At 35.2% G+C, this 19628-nt stretch carries 24 protein-coding genes, 1 tRNA gene, 3 pseudogenes and 1 other annotated feature; of the genes and pseudogenes, 8 read left to right on the top strand and 20 right to left on the bottom strand.

Going from position 1 to position 19628, the window contains the following annotated elements; genetic code table 11:
* Nucleotides 1–10: 10 nt before the first annotated feature.
* Together rplU and QM450_RS08095 are read right to left on the bottom strand one after the other, a co-directional pair.
* Nucleotides 11–325: a 50S ribosomal protein L21 gene (rplU, locus tag QM450_RS08100; protein ID WP_000109141.1), complete on the bottom strand. Its 315-nt coding sequence runs from the start codon at nucleotides 323–325 to the stop codon at nucleotides 11–13.
* 34 nt (nucleotides 326–359) lie between these two features.
* Nucleotides 360–446 (bottom strand) — a sequence feature (ribosomal protein L21 leader region).
* 64 nt (nucleotides 447–510) lie between these two features.
* Nucleotides 511–1197, bottom strand: a complete 687-nt coding sequence (locus QM450_RS08095) for a YoaK family protein (protein ID WP_414318413.1) — start codon at nucleotides 1195–1197, stop codon at nucleotides 511–513.
* A 144-nt stretch (nucleotides 1198–1341) separates the two neighbouring features.
* On the opposite strand from QM450_RS08095, the gene QM450_RS08090 reads away from it, so the two are divergent.
* Both QM450_RS08090 and QM450_RS08085 read left to right on the top strand, forming a co-directional pair.
* The gene (locus QM450_RS08090) at nucleotides 1342–2319 is read left to right on the top strand and encodes a Gfo/Idh/MocA family protein (RefSeq protein ID WP_414320233.1); all 978 of its coding nucleotides are present in this window, start codon (nucleotides 1342–1344) and stop codon (nucleotides 2317–2319) included.
* A complete protein-coding gene (locus QM450_RS08085) occupies nucleotides 2316–3398 on the top strand; it encodes a DEAD/DEAH box helicase (RefSeq protein WP_414320232.1) in 1083 nt (360 codons plus the stop codon). The genes QM450_RS08090 and QM450_RS08085 overlap by 4 nt, the downstream gene beginning before the upstream one ends.
* 115 nt (nucleotides 3399–3513) lie before the next feature.
* Here QM450_RS08085 and QM450_RS08080 read toward each other — a convergent pair whose 3' ends face one another.
* The gene (locus tag QM450_RS08080) at nucleotides 3514–3891 is read right to left on the bottom strand and encodes a DUF1934 domain-containing protein (protein WP_414320231.1); all 378 of its coding nucleotides are present in this window, start codon (nucleotides 3889–3891) and stop codon (nucleotides 3514–3516) included.
* A gap of 71 nt (nucleotides 3892–3962) precedes the next feature.
* On the opposite strand from QM450_RS08080, the gene QM450_RS08075 reads away from it, so the two are divergent.
* Nucleotides 3963–5267, top strand: a complete 1305-nt coding sequence (locus tag QM450_RS08075; protein ID WP_414320230.1) for an HD domain-containing protein — start codon at nucleotides 3963–3965, stop codon at nucleotides 5265–5267.
* A gap of 12 nt (nucleotides 5268–5279) precedes the next feature.
* Entirely contained in the window at nucleotides 5280–6086 is an 807-nt protein-coding gene (gene yidA, locus QM450_RS08070) for a sugar-phosphatase (RefSeq protein WP_414320229.1), read from the top strand.
* 236 nt (nucleotides 6087–6322) lie between these two features.
* On the opposite strand, the gene QM450_RS08065 is transcribed toward yidA, so the two are convergent.
* Nucleotides 6323–7537: an MFS transporter gene (locus tag QM450_RS08065; protein WP_414320228.1), complete on the bottom strand. Its 1215-nt coding sequence runs from the start codon at nucleotides 7535–7537 to the stop codon at nucleotides 6323–6325.
* Nucleotides 7527–7727, bottom strand: a complete 201-nt coding sequence (locus QM450_RS08060; RefSeq protein ID WP_261676387.1) for a hypothetical protein — start codon at nucleotides 7725–7727, stop codon at nucleotides 7527–7529. Before QM450_RS08060 ends, QM450_RS08065 begins: the two co-directional genes overlap by 11 nt.
* Nucleotides 7728–7922: 195 nt before the next feature.
* On the opposite strand from QM450_RS08060, the pseudogene QM450_RS08055 reads away from it, so the two are divergent.
* Nucleotides 7923–8046 (top strand): annotated as a pseudogene (locus tag QM450_RS08055) (Rgg/GadR/MutR family transcriptional regulator); the annotation flags it as partial.
* A 96-nt stretch (nucleotides 8047–8142) separates the two neighbouring features.
* Here QM450_RS08055 and QM450_RS08050 read toward each other — a convergent pair.
* Together QM450_RS08050 and QM450_RS08045 are read right to left on the bottom strand one after the other, a co-directional pair.
* Entirely contained in the window at nucleotides 8143–8772 is a 630-nt protein-coding gene (locus tag QM450_RS08050; RefSeq protein WP_261676388.1) for an ATP-binding cassette domain-containing protein, read from the bottom strand.
* Between the two features lie 38 nt (nucleotides 8773–8810).
* Entirely contained in the window at nucleotides 8811–8966 is a 156-nt protein-coding gene (locus QM450_RS08045; protein WP_261676390.1) for an ATP-binding cassette domain-containing protein, read from the bottom strand.
* A 352-nt stretch (nucleotides 8967–9318) separates the two neighbouring features.
* Between QM450_RS08045 and QM450_RS08040 the strand changes: the two genes are divergently transcribed.
* Nucleotides 9319–10167: a helix-turn-helix domain-containing protein gene (locus QM450_RS08040; RefSeq protein WP_075232429.1), complete on the top strand. Its 849-nt coding sequence runs from the start codon at nucleotides 9319–9321 to the stop codon at nucleotides 10165–10167.
* Between the two features lie 43 nt (nucleotides 10168–10210).
* On the opposite strand, the pseudogene QM450_RS08035 reads toward QM450_RS08040, so the two are convergent.
* The 10 genes and pseudogenes from QM450_RS08035 to QM450_RS07990 all read right to left on the bottom strand — a co-directional run.
* Nucleotides 10211–10828, bottom strand: a pseudogene (locus tag QM450_RS08035) (helical hairpin domain-containing protein); the annotation flags it as partial.
* Between the two features lie 120 nt (nucleotides 10829–10948).
* Nucleotides 10949–11463, bottom strand: a pseudogene (gene tnpA, locus QM450_RS08030) (IS200/IS605 family transposase).
* 282 nt (nucleotides 11464–11745) lie between these two features.
* Entirely contained in the window at nucleotides 11746–12315 is a 570-nt protein-coding gene (locus QM450_RS08025; protein ID WP_075232431.1) for a CYTH domain-containing protein, read from the bottom strand.
* A 233-nt stretch (nucleotides 12316–12548) separates the two neighbouring features.
* Nucleotides 12549–13415 (bottom strand): helix-turn-helix domain-containing protein, encoded by an 867-nt coding sequence (locus tag QM450_RS08020; RefSeq protein WP_075232432.1) that lies wholly within the window; start codon nucleotides 13413–13415, stop codon nucleotides 12549–12551.
* A 696-nt stretch (nucleotides 13416–14111) separates the two neighbouring features.
* A tRNA-Arg gene (locus QM450_RS08015) sits at nucleotides 14112–14183 on the bottom strand.
* 42 nt (nucleotides 14184–14225) lie between these two features.
* Nucleotides 14226–14573, bottom strand: coding sequence for a 50S ribosomal protein L19 (gene rplS, locus QM450_RS08010; RefSeq protein ID WP_001068669.1), 348 nt, complete (start codon nucleotides 14571–14573; stop codon nucleotides 14226–14228).
* 118 nt (nucleotides 14574–14691) lie between these two features.
* On the bottom strand, nucleotides 14692–15021 hold the full coding sequence (crcB, locus tag QM450_RS08005; protein ID WP_281334922.1) for a fluoride efflux transporter CrcB: 330 nt from the start codon (nucleotides 15019–15021) through the stop codon (nucleotides 14692–14694).
* Nucleotides 15015–15389 (bottom strand): fluoride efflux transporter CrcB, encoded by a 375-nt coding sequence (gene crcB / locus QM450_RS08000; RefSeq protein ID WP_414320227.1) that lies wholly within the window; start codon nucleotides 15387–15389, stop codon nucleotides 15015–15017. Before crcB (QM450_RS08000) ends, crcB (QM450_RS08005) begins: the two co-directional genes overlap by 7 nt.
* Complete coding sequence (locus tag QM450_RS07995) at nucleotides 15386–15652, bottom strand: chorismate mutase (protein ID WP_414320226.1); 267 nt, start codon at nucleotides 15650–15652, stop codon at nucleotides 15386–15388. The genes crcB (QM450_RS08000) and QM450_RS07995 overlap by 4 nt, the downstream gene beginning before the upstream one ends.
* A 115-nt stretch (nucleotides 15653–15767) precedes the next feature.
* Nucleotides 15768–16211, bottom strand: a complete 444-nt coding sequence (locus tag QM450_RS07990) for a flavodoxin (protein WP_001162134.1) — start codon at nucleotides 16209–16211, stop codon at nucleotides 15768–15770.
* Between the two features lie 103 nt (nucleotides 16212–16314).
* On the opposite strand from QM450_RS07990, the gene QM450_RS07985 reads away from it, so the two are divergent.
* Nucleotides 16315–17250 carry a DHH family phosphoesterase gene (locus QM450_RS07985; protein WP_414320225.1) on the top strand — a complete coding sequence of 312 codons (936 nt, stop codon included), beginning with the start codon at nucleotides 16315–16317 and terminating at the stop codon, nucleotides 17248–17250.
* A gap of 96 nt (nucleotides 17251–17346) precedes the next feature.
* Complete coding sequence (locus tag QM450_RS07980; protein ID WP_096408869.1) at nucleotides 17347–17589, top strand: type B 50S ribosomal protein L31; 243 nt, start codon at nucleotides 17347–17349, stop codon at nucleotides 17587–17589.
* Between the two features lie 44 nt (nucleotides 17590–17633).
* On the opposite strand, the gene QM450_RS07975 is transcribed toward QM450_RS07980, so the two are convergent.
* The 3 genes from QM450_RS07975 to QM450_RS07965 all read right to left on the bottom strand — a co-directional run bounded on the left by QM450_RS07975 (nucleotide 17634) and on the right by QM450_RS07965 (nucleotide 19514).
* On the bottom strand, nucleotides 17634–17954 hold the full coding sequence (locus QM450_RS07975; RefSeq protein ID WP_153224981.1) for a heavy metal-binding domain-containing protein: 321 nt from the start codon (nucleotides 17952–17954) through the stop codon (nucleotides 17634–17636).
* A 341-nt stretch (nucleotides 17955–18295) separates the two neighbouring features.
* Entirely contained in the window at nucleotides 18296–18571 is a 276-nt protein-coding gene (locus QM450_RS07970) for an HU family DNA-binding protein (protein WP_001284633.1), read from the bottom strand.
* A gap of 106 nt (nucleotides 18572–18677) precedes the next feature.
* Complete coding sequence (locus tag QM450_RS07965) at nucleotides 18678–19514, bottom strand: DegV family protein (protein WP_153224982.1); 837 nt, start codon at nucleotides 19512–19514, stop codon at nucleotides 18678–18680.
* Nucleotides 19515–19628 lie beyond the last annotated feature (114 nt).

Here is a 19628-nt window from a genome sequence, read left to right as displayed (position 1 = left end):
CTCCTTAAAATTAAGCGTTGATTGCGTTGATGACAACTTTAGTATATGGTTGACGGTGACCTTGTTTACGGTGACTACCTTTTTTAGGTTTGTACTTGTAAGTAACAACTTTCTTTTGTTTTCCTTGTTTTTCAACAGTTCCAACTACAGTAGCTCCAGCAACAAGTGGAGTTCCGACAACAGTGTTTTCACCACCAACAAGAACAACTTCGTTAAAAGTAACTTCTTGACCAGCTTCAACGTTCAATTTTTCAACGTAAACTGCTTGACCAACTTCAACTTTAACTTGTTTTCCGCCAGTTTTGATAATTGCGTATGTGCTCATTATGCACCTCCTATGATTTTTTGGGTTTCCCCGTATTTTTGTGAAGACTCGCCTAGCATCGTGGGACGAACCACTTACACTTGAAAATCAAGCAACGATGTTCGTGCGGTTGCACAGGACTGTGCATAGTCAACTCTACAAGTATAGCATGATTCCTATTTTTTGACAAGCATTTATCATCAAAATTAAGCTTTTTCTCCGACTTTTTTCCTCCAATTAGCAAAAAGCATACTTAGATAAAAAATACTCATCATGATTGGAATTCCTAAAATTGTTTTTTCTTCATAAAAAATACTTAGATAAGCTGAGACAACAACTCCAAGAACAAAACTCGATAGCAAACTAACAAAGATTAGACCTTCTCGCAAAAAGGGAGTATGTTTGGTTCGAACATAGTCCCCGAAAGCCAACATAGTTCGTTTAATATTTCCCGTCATAAAAGCATTATTGTATGCAATTCCCGAAACTTCTCCGAATGCTGTTGTTACAAGTCCCATACAAAAGGCCAGAGGAGGAACAATGTAAATATTATCAACTGTCAGGGGGACAAAACCGACAACTATAGATAAAATTGCCAGAGGGACCAGAGATAAAATCGGTTTTTTGACAATTCTAAACTTGTCCTTGTAAATGGTTAGTACAAAAACTCCCAACATAAAAGACAGAAGGGTCAATATTTTCACTCCAGCATCTGCTACATTGTGTTGAACGATTCCAACTGATAAAAAAACCACATTTCCAGTTTGACCTGCAACTAGGGTATTTCCTCTTTCGATAAAGGTATAGGCGTCTACATAGCCCGCACAAAAAGTCAAAAAAAGCGCCAATCTTTTTGAATGACGAGAAATTTTTCTCACTGGTAATAATCTCATACTACACTCCTAATTCTACTAAAACTATTGTACCATTTTTCTTAATTTTTCGAAGTGTCAAATAAAAGATTTGTCTCCCTTTGGCTAGTTTAGTCTATCTGTGATATAATGAAAGCAGTCATTACTTGTAGAAAAGGAGATTTCATGCTAAAACTTGGTATTATCGGTACTGGTTCAATCAGTCACCACTTTATAGAAGCTGCTCATACTAGTCAGGAATTCCAGTTAGTGGCTGTTTATTCAAGAAAGCTCACGACTGCTCAGCAATTTACCAGTCCTTATCAAAATGTTAGTCTATTTGATAATTTAGAGGATTTCTTCCAATCTGAATTTGATGTTGTCTATATCGCAAGTCCAAATTCTCTACACTTTACTCAAGCTAAGGCCGCTTTATCTGCTGGCAAGCATGTTATCCTTGAAAAACCAGCGGTGACTCAACCACAAGAATGGCAGGATTTAGTTCAAACAGCTCAAGAAAATCAATGTTTTATCTTTGAAGCAGCAAGAAACTATCACGAAGATGCTTTTGCGACAATTAAAGACTTTCTTGCAGACAAGCAAGTTTTAGGGGCAGATTTTAACTATGCCAAGTATTCTTCTAAGATGCCAGACCTTCTTTCTGGAAACACTCCGAATGTCTTTTCAGACCGTTTTGCTGGCGGGGCTCTCATGGACTTGGGAATTTATCCGATCTATGCTGCGGTTCGCTTGTTTGGAAAGGCACTTGATGCGACCTATCAAGCTCAGCAACTTGACAACACCATTGATTTAAATGGAGATGGTATCCTATCTTATCCTGAATATCAAGTTCATATCAAAGCTGGTAAAAACATTACTTCTAATCTGCCTTGTGAAATATATACAACAGATGGAACCTTGACGCTCAACACTATTGAACATGTTCGATCAGCTATTTTTACAGATCATCAAGGTAATGAAACACATCTACCTATTCAGCAGGCACCTCATACCATGACTGAGGAGGTCGCTGCTTTTGCTAACATGATCAAACAGCCAAACCTAGAACTTTACCAAGCTTGGTTAGAGGATGCGTCACACGTCCATAACCTAATATACACTATGCGCCAGACTGCTGGCATTAGATTTGAGGCAGAAAAATGAAAACCAAACTACCTACAGAATGGCTAGAGCTAACCGAACAACTCGGCTTTCAAGAATTCACACCCATTCAAACTCAGCTTTTTGATCCGATTTTAGAAGGTGAAACTCTCCTTGGAGTCAGTCCAACTGGTACAGGTAAGACTTTAGCTTATCTCCTACCAAGTCTTCTTCGTCTCCAAAAGAAAAAAGCGCAGCAACTATTGATTTTAGCTCCAAATACTGAACTGGCTGGTCAGATTTTTGAGGTAACCAAAACGTGGGGGGAAGCTATTGGCTTGACTGCTCAGCTCTTCCTTTCTGGTTCGAGTCAGAAACGTCAAATCGAACGACTAAAAAAAGGACCAGAAATTCTAATTGGAACTCCTGGTCGTATCTTTGAACTGATCAAATTGAAAAAAATCAAGATGATGAATGTGGAGACTATCATACTTGATGAGTTTGACCAGTTGCTAGATGATTCTCAAATTCACTTTGTTGAGAAAATCACTCACTACGCACCTCGTGACCACCAACTCATCTATATGAGTGCCACTACCAAATTTGACCAAGATAAGATTGCACCTAACACGCGCACGATTGATCTATCCGATCAAAAGCTCGATAACATCCAACACTTCTACATGCAAGTAGACCAACGTCATCGAGTAGATATGCTTAGAAAACTGGCACATGTCGAAAACTTCCGTGGACTCGTCTTCTTTAATAGCTTGTCAGATCTTGGAAGTGCTGAGGAAAAATTGCAGTATCGTGATGTTTTAGCTGTTTCACTAGCTAGCGATGCCAACGTCAAATTTAGAAAAGTTATCTTAGAAAAATTCAAAGATAATCAGCTAACACTACTTCTTGCAACAGACCTTCTAGCTCGTGGCATCGACATTGACAGCCTGGAATGTGTGCTCAACTTTGATGTCCCTAGGGATATGGAAACCTATACTCACCGTGCTGGACGTACAGGTCGAATGGGTAAAGATGGCTATGTCATCACTCTTGTAACACATCCAGAAGAGCTTAAAAAACTTAAGAAATTTGCAAGTGTACGTGAAATCGTCTTGAAAAATCAAGAACTATATATCAAATAGAGGCTGGGATAAAAATCCCAACCTCATTTTTTATTAGCAAAAAAATTTGACCTGCTAGCTGATTTGGAACTAGGAAATCGAAACTTTGTCTATCGATTTCTCCTCCACCGACTTTTTATCTCCAGGTAATTTCTAAGCGATAGTTTGCAAATGGATTTCCTTCTTTGTTTTGTAGTTGATAGGCTAGTTCAATCTTTTGTTGTTCAACTTGATAATGGCTTGTTTGGATGATAAACTCCTGTATCCCCATTGGTGTAGGAATATAGGTTAAACTATCAGTTTCCTTCAGAAAACGCATGATGGTCTTAGGGTTGGAAAATCGAGACATCACCAACTCTGTATCATTAAACTTGAGTACCACTTTTTCCTTCTCCTCATTGTAAAAAAGGAGATAGGAAAAATCACCTTTCTCACGTAACTCAACGTCATAAAGTTGGTCGATCACTTCCAATTGTTCATCAAATTGGATGGTATTTCTCATTCGAATCTTCACTTCAAGTCCTCTTTCTACACTCTTATCCTACTATTCTACCAAAAACTGTAGCTTTTTGCTATAATGGTTTTATGAATGAAAAAGTATTTCGTGACCCTGTTCACAATTATATCCATGTTGATAATCAGATTATCTATGACTTAATCAATACCAAAGAATTTCAACGATTGCGTCGTATCAAGCAACTCGGAACATCCAGCTATACCTTTCATGGTGGAGAACATAGTCGTTTCTCTCACTGTCTGGGGGTTTACGAGATTGCACGTCGCATCATCGAGATTTTTGAGGAAAAGTATCCTAAAGAATGGGATCCTTCGGAGTCCCTCCTAACCATGACTGCAGCCCTCCTTCATGACTTAGGACATGGTGCCTACTCGCATACCTTTGAAAATCTCTTTGATACCGATCATGAGGCGATTACGCAGGAAATTATCCAAAGTCCTGAGACAGAAATTCACCAGGTTCTTTTACAGGTAGCCCCAGATTTCCCCAAAAAGGTAGCTAGCGTTATAGACCACACTTATCCAAATAAGCAGGTGGTCCAACTGATTTCGAGTCAAATCGATGCAGATCGCATGGACTATCTCTTGCGAGACTCCTACTTCACAGGGGCTTCTTATGGGGAATTTGACCTAACACGTATCTTACGAGTTATTCGCCCTATCGAGAACGGAATTGCCTTTCAACGAAACGGGATGCATGCCATCGAAGACTATGTTCTTAGTCGCTATCAAATGTATATGCAGGTATATTTCCATCCAGCAACACGTGCTATGGAAGTACTTCTGCAGAATCTTTTGAAACGTGCTAAAGAACTTTATCCAGGAAACAAGGACTTCTTTACACTTACATCCCCACATCTACTGCCATTTTTCGAAAAAAATGTTAGCTTAGCTGACTATCTATCTTTGGATGACGGAGTTATGAATACCTATTTCCAACTATGGATGACCAGTTCTGACAAGATTTTAGCTGACCTGTCGCAGCGTTTTGTCAATCGCAAGGTCTTTAAATCAATCACCTTTTCACAAGAAGATCAAGAACAGCTTGCATCTATGAGAAAACTGGTAGAAGATATAGGCTTTGAGCCCGAATATTACACAGCTATCCATAAGAACTTTGACCTTCCTTATGATATCTATCGCCCCGAATCAGAAAACCCACGAACACAGATTGAGATTTTACAGAAAAATGGAGAACTAGCAGAACTCTCTAGCCTATCTCCTATCGTTCAATCCCTTGCTGGCAGTCGCCACGGAGATAATCGTTTCTATTTCCCAAAAGAAATGTTGGACCAAAACAGCATCTTCGCAAGCATCACCCAGCAATTTTTACAGTTGATTGAAAACGATCATTTTAAACCAAATAAAAACTAAAAGAGGAACTATATGAGTATTAAACTAGTTGCCGTCGATATCGATGGAACCCTTGTCAACAGTCAAAAGGAAATCACTCCTGAGGTATTTGCAGCCATCCAAGATGCCAAAGAAGCTGGTGTCAAAGTTATGATTGCAACTGGACGTCCTATCGCAGGAGTTGCCAAACTTCTAGATGACTTGAAATTAAGAGATGAAGGTGACTATGTAGTGACCTTCAACGGTGCCCTTGTCCAAGAAACTGCTACAGGACATGAAATTATCAGCGAATCCTTGACTTATGAGGATTATCTAGATATGGAATTCCTCAGCCGCAAACTTGGCGTCCATATGCACGCTATTACCAAGGACGGCATCTATACTGCCAATCGCAATATTGGAAAATATACCGTTCACGAATCAACCCTCGTCAGCATGCCTATTTTCTACCGTACACCTGAAGAAATGGCTGACAAGGAAATCGTCAAATGTATGTTTATCGATGAGCCTGAAATTCTGGATGCCGCTATTGAAAAGATTCCTGCAGAATTTTATGAGCGCTACTCCATCAACAAATCTGCTCCTTTCTACCTTGAACTTCTCAAAAAAGGTGTAGATAAAGGTTCAGCTATTACTCACTTGGCTGAGAAACTAGGATTTACCAAAGATGAAACCATGGCTATCGGAGACGAAGAAAATGACCGTGCTATGCTTGAAGTCGTAGGTAACCCCGTTGTTATGGAAAACGGAAATCCAGAACTCAAAAAAATCGCCAAATACATCACTAAATCTAATGACGAATCTGGCGTTGCTCATGCCATTCGAACTTGGGTATTGTAAAATAATTTGAATATAGAAAAAGCACCCCAGAAGTTAGAGATAATGTACTGACCCCAAAAGTTAGACAGAAAAAATCTTACTTTTGGGGTGCAGTTTAAAATTCAGTATTTTTGGTCTCTAGTTCTATCCCCTTAATAATTATTAAATCTGAAAAAGGTAGTACATTATGTAAAACCTTTTTCAATTTTTTATTTTACTACGAATTAATATTATTTTTTCTAATGATAATTAATCCACTAATCTTCCTTTATAAATATTGCAGTTCTTTTCTTAGTTAGATTTTTTTCATAACTCTTTATAAGAATAACCAATAAACTACTTAGTAATCCCAAAATAACTAGACTTAATCTCGGGTTTAAAAGCCAATTAAAATAAGCAGCCAGTATCCCTCCAAAAGGAGCAAAAATGGTAGCTATTACAAAAGAACTAGAAAGTATTTTACCAATATTATAATCAGTACTTTCTTGTTGCTGTATTGTTGTAATTGATACAGAAGCTATTGTAATTAGTCCACTCAAAATTGAGTAACAAATTCCAAAAAAAATCCAATTTTCTACTATTCCGCTTGCCATAATGACAAGTGGGATAGTTGCCATTGATATATTCATTAAGATAAAGGTATCCTTCTTATTCAAAAAAGTAGAAAGAAGGGTTACTGCTATCAAACTACCAAATCCAGCAATGGAGTAAACAATCCCAACAAGACTATTTGATAATTTTAATTGATCCTGTAAATAATAAATAATCGTTGCATTGAAGCCTAGCATAGCGATATTCACAACAATAGTAAAGAGTAAAGAAATCCTCAACTTAATATTTGTAAAGTTCTCTTTAAAACCTACAAAAATTTCTTTTATATCATCATTACCATTCTCCTTGTGTTCTTGATCTGGAATATATGAAATTAATATTGAAAGAAATAATAACAAGAAAGAAGTACTATTTATTAAAAAAATGCTATTAATATTAAACTTTAACATTAGTACCCCTGCTAGGGCTGGAGAGATTAATTTTGAAATAGTTCGTACACCTTGAAACTGAGAATTATATTTTTGCAATTTTTCCTTCTCAAATAAGGCAGGAGTAATGACTGAGAATCCTGTTTGGAAAAGTGTAGAAAACAAAGGAAGTAAAAATGCAATAATATAGTAAAAAAATATAGGAACTGAATATTTTGAAAATAATGGTATTACACTACATAATAATGCAGGTATTAATGTAGACCATAATAGTATTTTTTTCTTATTGAAATTATCTAATAAGTAACCCATAACAAATCCCAAGAAGAATTGAGGTAACAATTCAATAATCACCATTCCTCCCATTGCAAAAGACGAATGAAATTCTTGGTAAATTAAGATTGGAAAAGCAATTTTCTGAAATCTATCTCCAACATTTGATATAAACTCACCAAAAGTAATTGTATAAAACGTTTTCTTGTTAATATCCAAAATGTCCCTTCTTTCTAGTTAAACCACGATGAATATCACTTTTTATTAAATCGGTAAGACTTATTCCAAACCTCTTTGCAAGAGTTGGTACCGCACTATTTTCACTTAAACCATACATAGTTACTAACTCAATGAAATATACATCCTCGCCAGATACTCTAAAATCACCATCTATTTCATAATAATCCAAAATAAGCGTTAAGTTATAACTAAACACTTACCTGTACAGGTAAGATTCAACCTCCGACTATAATGATAATATCCATAATCAATAACAATATTCATGTAAATTTTAAAAGTTTTTTCATACTGAACCTCCCTTTATTTTTTATTTATTGTATAATAAATAAAAAACCTTTGAAATTTTGTTGGGAAAATGGGAAATATAAAATCAAAACTTGGTATAACACTCAGAAAAATTCGAAAAGGAAAGCAAATCAGTTTATGTTCAATTACATATAACTTTGGATGAATTTATTATTCTTCATGATAATAATTCTACTAGAAGTGTTATGAATAACTTCAATATCTTTAAAGCTTTTTGTTAGATTTATAATTTCAACTATAGCCATCTCTACTCCTTAGTTTACAGCAAAAAATTATGCTTAATTCTTATTGTTTTTGTAAGAAATCAGCGACCCCAATACTATTCCATTCAACAAGCCTAAAGAAATACCATATTCAACTGGAAAATCTAAAAAAATTGCAAACACTATTCCAATCATCACCCCTAGTGAGGCTGATGTTGAAATTATATATTCATTTTCTTTCTTCATTTTCTTTACACCTAATTTCCTTTTTGTATATAAGCTGTAGTACTCTCCACCAAGAGCCATTAAGTACTTATGATTTCCTGACTCAACAATCTTACCACTTTTCATTACAAAAATAATATCCGCATCCTTAATCGTTGACAATCTATGAGCTACAATTATTTGAGTACAGCCCTTACTTTTTATATACTTTGTTATTCTTTCCTCATTAATAGTGTCTAATGCACTAGTTGCTTCATCTAAAATTACAATACTAGGGTTATTTATTAATGCACGTGCCAGTGCTATCCGTTGTCTTTGACCACCTGAAATATTTGAACCCAAATCTGAGATGATAGTGTTAAATTTCATCGGCATAGCCATGATTTCATCATAGATTTGAACTGCTTTACAAACTTCCTCTATCTTTTGTGAAGTAACTTCGTGCTTTAAAGTTATATTATCAAGAATACTTCTGTTCAATAAAAATGAATCCTGTGGAACTACTTCTAAATTTTGACTTAATATTTTTTATCTATTTGATTAATATTTACACAATCAAATAAAACTTTTCCTGTATCAATCTTATATAATCCTGATGGTATTTTTGATAACGTACTTTTTCCTGACCTCGGTTGACCGACTAGTGCAATTCTCTGTCCTGACTCAATAGTCAAATTTAAATTTTCTATTACAGGAGCTGAGTCTTTGGAATAAGAGAAAGAAAGGTCCTTAATATCTATTCTACTTCAAACGTTTCTAAACTATACTCCGGAAAATAATTTAACCAATAATTAACCATACTATCTTTCATCGTGTCTTCCAACCAGTACTAGGTCTTTAGATGATCTCTAAAGACTTAGGTGTACACCTAAACATTTTATCCACCGACAATAATAATATCCATAACCAACAATAAAATTAGGGAATTTTTTAAAATTTTCTTCATATTTAGACTTCCTTTCAGTTTTTATTTATTGTACAATAAATAAAAATCAATTACTTTTTTGTTAGGAAAACGGGAAAATTATGAAATCAAAACTTGGTATAACACTCAGAAAAATTAGAAAAGGAAAGCAAATCAGTTTATGTTCAATTGCTGATAGTAATTTATCTAAATCTCAAATCTCTAGATTTGAACGGGGAGAATCAGAAATCTCTTGTATTCGACTAATCAATATTTTAGATAAATTACATATAACTTTGGATGAATTTATTATTCTTCATGACAATAATTCTACTAAAACTGGATCATTCGCTAACTTGGTGCAATATATTCGAAAACACTACTCCACAAAAAATTTTGATAGTATTATTGAATTACTATCAAACTCTTCAAGTTATAACTTGGGTCCTTATGAAAAGACAATGGTAAAATCGATTCTCTATACAACAAATAAAAATTTTCTCCCCTCGGACGAGGAGTTATTACAGCTAACAGATTATCTTTTTAAAGTTGAAAACTGGGGTTACTATGAAATTATCCTATTAGGTAACTGTGTAAGAACAATTAAATATAACTCCTACTTCCTATTAACTATAGAAATGTTAAAAAATTATATCTATTCAACATTAAATAAGACAAATAAACGGCTTGTTACACAATTGGCAATCAATTGCCTAATTGTTAGTATTGATAAAGAAGAATTTCAAAATTGTAGTTTTCTAATCAAAGAAATAAAAAAATTACTAAATAATGAATTAAACTATTATGAACAAACCGTCTTCTTATATACATGTGGATACTTTGAATTTAAGTGCAATCCTGCGAACGGAATCGAAAAGATGAAACAAGCACTTCAGGTATTTGAAATTCTAGGAGAACATAATATAAAAGCACAGTACCAAGAGCACTATGACAAATATATTAATCAATAGCATAAAGATAGTTAATCTTTAACCACCATAGGATTAGTTCTTGTTATTCCAATAGTATTTCTATACTAAATTTTTTATAAAAATTCTTATCATTCAGTACTTTTACAAACATCTCTAGCTTTTTTACTAATCCCTCATACTCATAAAGATAATGACCTAGCTCCTCTTGAAACACTCTTATTTCTTCGGTTACTTGTTCGACTGTAATTGATTCTGGCAAATTTAATTTTAAAAAGTCATATCTTGTAAGCTTTCGACTGCTCACATCTTCACTCTTCAAATTGATAAGCACTTCCGCCATCTTATTTAAGTTGGCGATTTTTTCATTAATTTGATTTAGTTTTATATCTATCTCTGCTATTTCTTTTACTAACTCGTCTTTAATGTCTTGGTATTTCTTATCTGCTTCAGTTAATTCAATGAAGAGGTTAATATCAATAATCTTTTCCTGAAAACTCTTAACTGTAGGTCTTCTGTATGGTATTACTCGACTATCGTTGGTTAGCTACCTTATCAAGGTTCGTCCTTTGACATACTGATTCTTATCCGAATGTTCTTTGTTATATACAAAGTATGAGGTTGTCTCACGTATAAAGATTTTATATTTTGTTTGATTCTCTTCTTCCAGAATATCTAATTGATAATTGGGAATCATGACCACCCGTCAAACGGGTGGTTTGTCCCAGGGCTATAAGCCCAAATTACCAGCCAGCGCCTAAAGACGCTGGCTTTTACCTTGTTCAAGCCGACTCGTCACTTGCCTCTCAAATAGGCTCTAGTATTACTTACCACTATCCCTAAAGAGGTCCTCATACTCTTTTACACTTAATTTATCTAGTGCTATATCATGCTTTACTCATTCTCAAATTTTCATACTCGTGAAGAAATCATCCACTGGATAATTTCTTTAATCTTGGATATATTTCTTAATTGCGGCTTCATTGAGTCCCACCGTACTCACATAATAACCTTCCGCCCAGAAATGCTGATTCCCAAACTTGTACTTGAGATTGGCGTGTTTGTCAAACATCATGAGTGCACTTTTTCCTTTTAAATAACCCATAAAACTCGAAACACTTATCCTTGATGGAATACTTACTTACATATGTACATGGTCTGGCATTAAGTGACCCTCGATAATTTCAACTCCTTTATAACTACACAAGCGTTGAAATATTTCGCCTAAACTGCTTCGATATTGATTATAGATGACTTTTCGTCTATACTTAGGCGTGAACACAATATGATAGAACAGTGCCACTTTGTGTGCGATAAACTATGAGCCTTTTGTGCCATGTTTTTCTCCTTTCACTTTACAATTGGCTTGAACACCTTTATTGTATCGTGTTTGGAGTTTTTTTGGTATAACCTTCGACGCGCACCCGCATAGCGGGTGGTTTATTTGTCTCGCACCTAACGGAGCGAGACGGACTAATAGTCACATAATTTTCTACCATCCCACTTGCCATTGATACATTCATCAAGATAAAGGCATCCTTCTTATTCAAAAAAGTAGAAAGAAAGGTTACTGCTATCAAACTTCCAAATCCAGCAATTGAGTAAACAATCCCAACAAGACTATTTGATAATTTCAATTACATCCATTTTTTCTCTCATTAATTGGACATAGCCCTTTGTTTCTATTTTTGAATTTAAAAACGAGAACTCTCCGCACATTTTCTCATAAAAATTATTATAATCTTCTTTTGAAAAATCTCCTAAAATCTCTATTTCAAGATAAAATCCGAGACCATCAATCTTATCTAGATTAATCGTTTTATTTTCTAATGCGTCATGATAAGTCTTTCTATATTTACTTATTGTGAAAATATTTGAAAAACCATCTTGCAAGATATTCCTTACAAATTCTAATTTTTCAGATTCCAACTCTATTTCACTTTCACTCCACATTCCTTGTTTTATCGTATCTTTTCTTGTGAAAATACTTGATCTATCATCATCTTCTTGGCGAATTCTGTAAATAAAGCTACCTACTTCATCATTTTCATATTCTCTTCCTTTTGTTTTAAAATATTCATCAACTTGCTTATTTTCACACTTAAATTTATAAGATTTTTCTAAATATGAAATAGCATTATTATAATCCCTCTCATCGTTGAGTTCAAATCTAACTTCTAATTCATTCATTAATTTTACCTCTCAATTCTTCAAAGCCTGAAGTCTCTTTACATTCACTCAGTCTATAGTAAGTTTCTGTAGATGTTTTATAGACACAAAGCCTAATATTTTCTTGCACTCATTTTAGCACTTCAATATAATAATGTCAAGATTTTTGATAATATTTTTTTATTTATTTTTATTAAATACATATTTGTATTTTTGAATTCAAAAAAACGATGCTTAATTGAACATCGTCTTTACTATTCTGTTATATCTGCAATGTAATGCTCGATTTTAAGAGCCATTGACATATTTCCCTCAAGCTTATACAGGAAATAAGCCGTTTCAAAGTACTCTTTTACTGCAACTTTAGAAGAAAAATTCTTACTGACATTTCCCATCAATACATACAAATCAGCCAAAAGATATGTTGTTCTATACGTCTTACATTGCTTTATCGTATCTGTGATTTTAGTAATAGCCTCTTCAGTATTATTCTGCAACCATAGATAGCGACAAACATTATAATTAAATTTAATAGAAAGGTTTAATTCTTCGATTGTGTTTAACTTGAGTTGATTTACTTGATACTCTAACTTTTCTCGAATTTCATTAAAGCTCTCTAAATCTTCAATATCATAATAAAAATTAAATAGAGTATTTGCAACTTGAAGGTAGGTCAAGTCAGTTACACTTAACTGAGACAGTACCTTCTCCAATCTTGCCACAGCCTCCTCTTGTTGCCCATAGAAATAAAAATCTATAAGAGATTTTATCCACTCCATATAAAATTTATTTACTAGAGACAAGCGATGCATCTTTACACTCTCTAATTCATATATATATTTCAAAGACTCATAATTTCGATTTGTGATAAATGTCTGAGCTAACTTCTTAAACTCTGATAGTTCATCAATCTCTTCTACAATCTGCTCATTAAAAAAATAATCTATACTAACTTTTAACTTCTTAGACAGAGCATATAAAAAGTCTGCTCCTGGAGTAAATTCTCCATTCTCTAATCGACTAATTTGTCCCTGTTTACATATCCCCTCAGCCAATTCTCGCTGAGACATTTTTAATTCTTTTCGTCTATTTTTTAATCTTGTTGCTAATAGTGTGCCCACGTTTGCATTTTCCTTTTCTATTCGATTTCAATTTTAATTGTAACATGATTAAATTTTAAATACAAATTAACAAACCAAAAGATACAAATTATATATAAACAATGACTAGATAGGTTATTTTTGAAAACCCATCTCTCCTTCTTTTGAAATTTTCTTACTCACACGATTGATAAACTTATTCACTTGAAATGGATTAGATATTAGACTATCATGTTTAGATTTTGTTATTGATATATTTAACAGACAAGAAATAGTCTTTTACAACATATCAAGTTCAGGGGAATAATAACGATTTTCCCCATTTTTTAGGCTCTCTATTTCATAACAATCAATTCATTTTGTCACATACCTTATCCCAAAAAATCCACACCAAATCTTTTTGAAAGCTGTTTAAAGCTTTGTACTTACTTTCTAAGTTCATAGATCTGAACCTTATCATCTTATGTCCATTCCTAATAAAAATAAGAACGTTCTAATAAAGGAAGGCCTTATTTTTTAATTAATAGATGTCAAAGTTACTATGCAGATCCACTTTGTTCTGTAGTCATTGACCAAAATATAATTTTTGGTCAAAATTTGGTCATAATTTGGTCAAAAAGACAAAAAATACTAAATTATTTTTAAAAATAAAATTGTAGAAATAGCCATTAAGTAAACACTTTGAATATTCTTTGTATTTGTTTACATTTCTAAAAATGCCCCCTGCAGGAATCGAACCTGCAACTACTCCTTAGGAGGGAGTTGTTATATCCATTGAACTAAGGGAGCTAGAGAAAAACTCTGCCGAATGAGCAGAGTTTTTTGGTCGAATTAACGACGGATTTCTTTGATACGAGCTGCTTTACCTTGAAGAGCACGCAAGTAGTACAATTTCGCACGACGTACTTTACCGTAACGAACAACTTCGATCTTCTCAACACGTGGAGTGTGGATTGGGAAGATACGTTCAACACCTACACCGTTAGAGATTTTACGAACTGTGTAGTTTTCTGAGATGCCAGCACCTTTACGTGCAATAACAACACCTTCAAAAATCTGGATACGTTCACGATTACCTTCGACAACTTTCGCGTGTACACGAACAGTGTCACCAGGACGGAATGATGGGATATCAGTACGAAGTTGACCTTCTGTCAAGCTTTGGATTAATGGATTCATTTTATTCTCCTATCTTTGTCAATCTTGAGGAAGCTTCCTCAGCGGATAAACTGTATTCTTGTGCGTCCATTACACACAAGATACAGTTTACCAAATTTCCTAGAAAAAGTAAAGAAATTTACAGTAAAATTCCTAAAAAAATAACAAGCAAACCACCTAAGTAGGTCAAGAGAAAATAACTGTAAAAGACCTTCTTATCAGCCAAGAGTTTTTGGAGCTCATCATTCAAGGTTGAAAAAGTGGTTAGACCTCCACAAAATCCTGTGGCAAGGATAAGATAGACTTCTTTAGACTCCACATGATTGTAAAATAATCCGATCAAAAAACAGCCCAGTAGATTAGCTATGAGAGTTCCTAGAGGCAGTACTGAACCCTGATTATAACGTGAAAAGAAATAACGCACGAGGGCACCTAGTCCACAAGCAAGCGCTAGATATAATACTACCATTTCTTCCTCCCTAAACAATAAGCCAATAAAAGTCCACCACCAATGCTCAGAACTAGATAGATTACTAGACTTAGGTAAGAACCTGTATCCAGCAATTTCACGCCATCTAACATGAGGCTTGAAAAAGTCGTTAATCCTCCACAGAAGCCTGTTCCAAGCGCTAAAATGACACCTTTACTGCTTCCCTTATAAACCAAATAACCTTTGACAAGATAGACTAAGCAGAAAATTCCTAGATAGTTAGCAAAGAGAGTTCCCCATGGAAAGTCTGGACTAGCTGGCAACCATCTCGAAATCTGATATCGGATAAGTCCTCCTAGCATGGCAGCTAGAAAGATTCCTAATGGGTAAAATTGTTCTTTTTTCATTTGATGTTTTTATCCTGATAATCGCGCGAACGTTTGAGAATATCTGAAAAATTATCAACTATTGTCTCTTCGTATTTTTTATTGCTGACATGACTTCTGACCTTCTCAAAGATAGCTTCTTCTCTTTTAGTATCTAGAATAGCTTTTCCTGAAGCTTTTTTATAAGCCACTACACCCTCAACTAGATGCATTCTTTCTTCTAAGAGTTTGACGATTTGGTCATCAATTTGATCGATTTCTTGTCTAATAATATCTAAATCCATAGATCCTCCTTCATAATTTGAATCAATTTATAAAAAGCTTCTAAATGGGCTAGTTCATTCCTAGGGACAACTAACAAAAACTGCACTGACAACTTTCATCAGTGCAACTTCATGCTTATCCTACTTTAGCAGCCAATTCTTCTGCAAATTGTTCCAAGCGTTCGATATCTTCTTCTTCTGCAGAGAGATCCACTTTGACGCACTCTGATCCCTTTTCAGCTCCTGTTGCCACAAATACACGATCAAAGTCATCAACAGCTTTACAGAACTCATCGTAGAAAGTATCGCCTGATCCTACCACACCGTAGATCTTGCCACTCAAATTAAGATCTGCTAGGTCTTCGTAGAAGTCCATCATCTCATCTGGTAACTCTCCATCACCATAAGTGTAGGTTGCAACGATTGCGATATCTGCTTCAAGAAAGTCAGATGCATCAACAGTTGTACACTCATCAACATCTACCTCTAAGCCCAACTCACGCAATTTATCTGCTACAATATCTGCAATTTCTTCGGTATTACCGGTCATACTGGCAAATACAATTTTTGCTAATGCCATATCATCCTCCTCAATTTATCTTCCTCCATTATATCACATCTTTTTCATTTTAAAAATAAAAACTCTTGTGCTACAATGAAATAAGAAAGAATTGAGGTTACTTATGGAAATTTGCCATCAAATTTTAGAAAAAATTAAAGCCTACGATACCATTGTCATTCACCGTCACATGAAACCCGATCCTGATGCCTTAGGAAGTCAGGTTGGACTCAAAGCACTTCTGGAACATCATTTCCCAGAAAAAAAAATCAAGGTAGTCGGTTATGATGAACCGACCCTAACATGGCTTACAAAGATGGATCAGGTAGAAGACAAAGATTATCAAGGAGCACTTGCTATCATTTGTGATACAGCAAATACTGCTCGTATCGATGATAAACGTTATATCAATGCTGAAACCATTATTAAAATTGACCACCATCCAAATGATGAAGTATACGGAGATCTTGTTTGGGTAGATACCAACTCGAGCAGTGCCAGTGAGATGATTGCTCTCTTTGCTGAAGCAACTAATCTTGAATTGTCTGACTATGCAGCTAAAATGCTATGCGCTGGAATTATTGGCGATACAGGCCGTTTCCTTTATCCGTCTACTTCTGCTCGTACCCTTCGAATTGCTAGTAAACTAAGAGAACATAACTTTGACTATGCTGAATTAACACGTAAAATGGATACCATGAGCTTTAAAATCGCTAAACTTCAAGGTTATGTCTATGATCACCTAGAAGTTGATGAAAATGGTGTCGCACGTGTCATTCTAACTCAAGAAATTCTAAAAACATATCAAGTAACAGACGCAGAAACAGCAGCCATTGTTGGTGCTCCAGGTCGTATTGATACTGTTAACCTTTGGGGAATATTTGTGGAACAAGCAGATGGCCACTATCGCGTTCGACTTCGCAGTAAATTCGTTCCAATCAATGGTGTTGCAAAAGAACATGATGGTGGAGGTCACCCACTTGCAAGTGGGGCTAACTCCTATAGCCTAGAGGAAAATGAAGTCATCTACCAAAAATTAAAAAACTTACTGAAAAAATAGATAAAAAGCTTGCCAAACTTAGCATAATCTGTTAGACTAGTATGGTAACAATCTATGGCTCGCAAAGAGACCATGGCAGAAAGGAAATATTGCAAAATGAAAAAAGATATCCATCCAGAATATCGCCCAGTTGTCTTCATGGACACAACTACTGGTTACCAATTCCTTAGCGGTTCAACAAAACGCACAAACGAAACTGTTGAGTTCGAAGGCGAAACTTACCCATTGATCCGTGTGGAAATTTCATCAGACTCACACCCATTCTACACTGGACGTCAAAAGTTCACTCAAGCAGATGGACGCGTGGATCGTTTCAACAAAAAATACGGTCTCAAATAATCATAAAAAGAACAGTTCCGACTGTTCTTTTTTTGTTCCTCAAATTAAAAGTCAACCACCACTGCTGTTCCACTACAGGTGACCATCAGCATACCATTTTCAGCACCTAAGGTTTCATAGTCCATTTTTATACCTATAATAGCATTTGCTCCACGTTCACTTGCACGCTCCATCATTTCTGCTATAGCTTCTTCTCTTGCTTGAGTCAATTCACCTTCATAACTACTCGCTCGACCTCCAAAAACATTACGGAAGCCAGCAGCCATATCTTTGAACATATTAACTCCAGCAACTACTTCACCAAAGACAATTCCTTTGTAGGCTAGGATTTTTTTCCCTTCAATTCCCGTAGTTGAAATAATCATCTTCCTTTCCTCCTAACTTCTTTTATATAATTGTAAACCCTTTCACTAACTCTGTCAATAAATACTATAAGGGGCTCAATACTTGAAAGGAAACTCTTCTCACCATCCTTGTTTGCTCTCTATTTAGTGCCAATTGTATGGATGGTGACCTAAATCTTTTCTTTGCAAGCCTAACTTGAGATAGGCTTCTCAGCCTCACTATTCTTACCAATAGTAGAGCTTAAAATCTATGACTGGTATAGAAAATACTGTTCTCTCCTGCCCCCTTTTTGCCCCAAAACTACAAAAAAGCCTATCGACCAAGCTAGAAAGCTTGATACAATAGGCTTTTTCTAAATTCATTATTTAACAGCGTCTTTAAGAGCTTTACCAGCTTTGAATGCTGGAACTTTTGAAGCTGCGATAGTGATTTCTTTACCAGTTTGTGGGTTGCGACCTTTACGTGCTGCACGCTCACGAACTTCGAAATTACCAAAACCAATCAATTGAACTTTTTCACCAGCTGCAAGGTAATCAGCTACTGCTGCAAATACAGCATCAACTGCTGCTGCTGAGTCTTTCTTTGTCAATTCTGTAGCTTCTGCTACTTTAGCGATCAAATCTTGTTTGTTTGCCATGTTAATAATTCCTCCAAATATTTTCTAATTAACAATTACAATCATATCCTAAATTCTCTTGTAGGTCAAGTCAAAAACGCTATTTCTTGCTATTTTCTTTATTTTTTTAGGACTCGTATCTGACCAAAATAGCCCAAGCATTTTCACCTGTATGGGTCTGAATAATAGAACCTGTTTCAAGTACAGAGATTGGTTTTTCAACGAATGGTTGTAGGATTTCTTTCATCTCTTCTGCCCAGTCCCTAGTTCCAGAATAGGAAATACCAATCTCAGAAACAGAACGCTCTGACAGTGTTGAAACTAGTTCATCCAACCATTTCTTAAAGGTTTTTGCTCCACGTCCTTTAACGATTGGTTGCAATTCATCATCTTTCATCTGCATGACTACGCGGATATTTAATAGAGAGCTTAAAAGACCTGTCACTCGGCCAATACGGCCACCTTTAACAAGGTTTTCCAAGGTAGAAACACCGATGTAGAGCTCTGTGTTTTTCTTGACTTCTTCAACATGAGCCACAATTGTTTCTATGTTTTGTCCTTCTTGAGCTAACTTAGCTGCTTCAACCACTTGAAACTTTAGGGCTTGGTCTGTAAAGGAACTATCCAATACGGTCACATTAGCCGTTGACAAACTTGCACCCTGACGAGCTGCTTCGACAGTTCCTGATAAGGCATGAGACATATGAATGGCTAAAATTTGACTACCGTCTTTACTTAACTCATCAAAAATCTCAGCAAAGAGTCCAACTGGAGGTTGACTTGTTTTAGGCAGATTTTTACTCTCTTTCATCAAGCGAAGAAATTCCCCTTCTTCAAGATCAGCATCCGAATAAAGAACACTATCAATCATTACAGAGAGCGGAACGACGGTAATATTTAATTCTTTGACCACTTCTGGTTCAATGGTAACTGACGAATCTGTTACGATTTTTACTTGTGTCATAATTCAAATCTTTCTATGTTTCACTTTTTGAGTGAGTTTTTTCAATTTAACTATAACAATTATATCAAAAAAAAGCTAAAAATTCATACTGTATCTATTCATTTTTATGATAGA

This window comes from Streptococcus infantis (assembly GCF_047464615.1).
GTDB lineage: Bacteria > Bacillota > Bacilli > Lactobacillales > Streptococcaceae > Streptococcus > Streptococcus infantis_Y.
The sequence above is the reverse complement of the archived record's forward strand: the minus strand, read 5'-3'. Positions and strand labels throughout refer to the sequence as shown.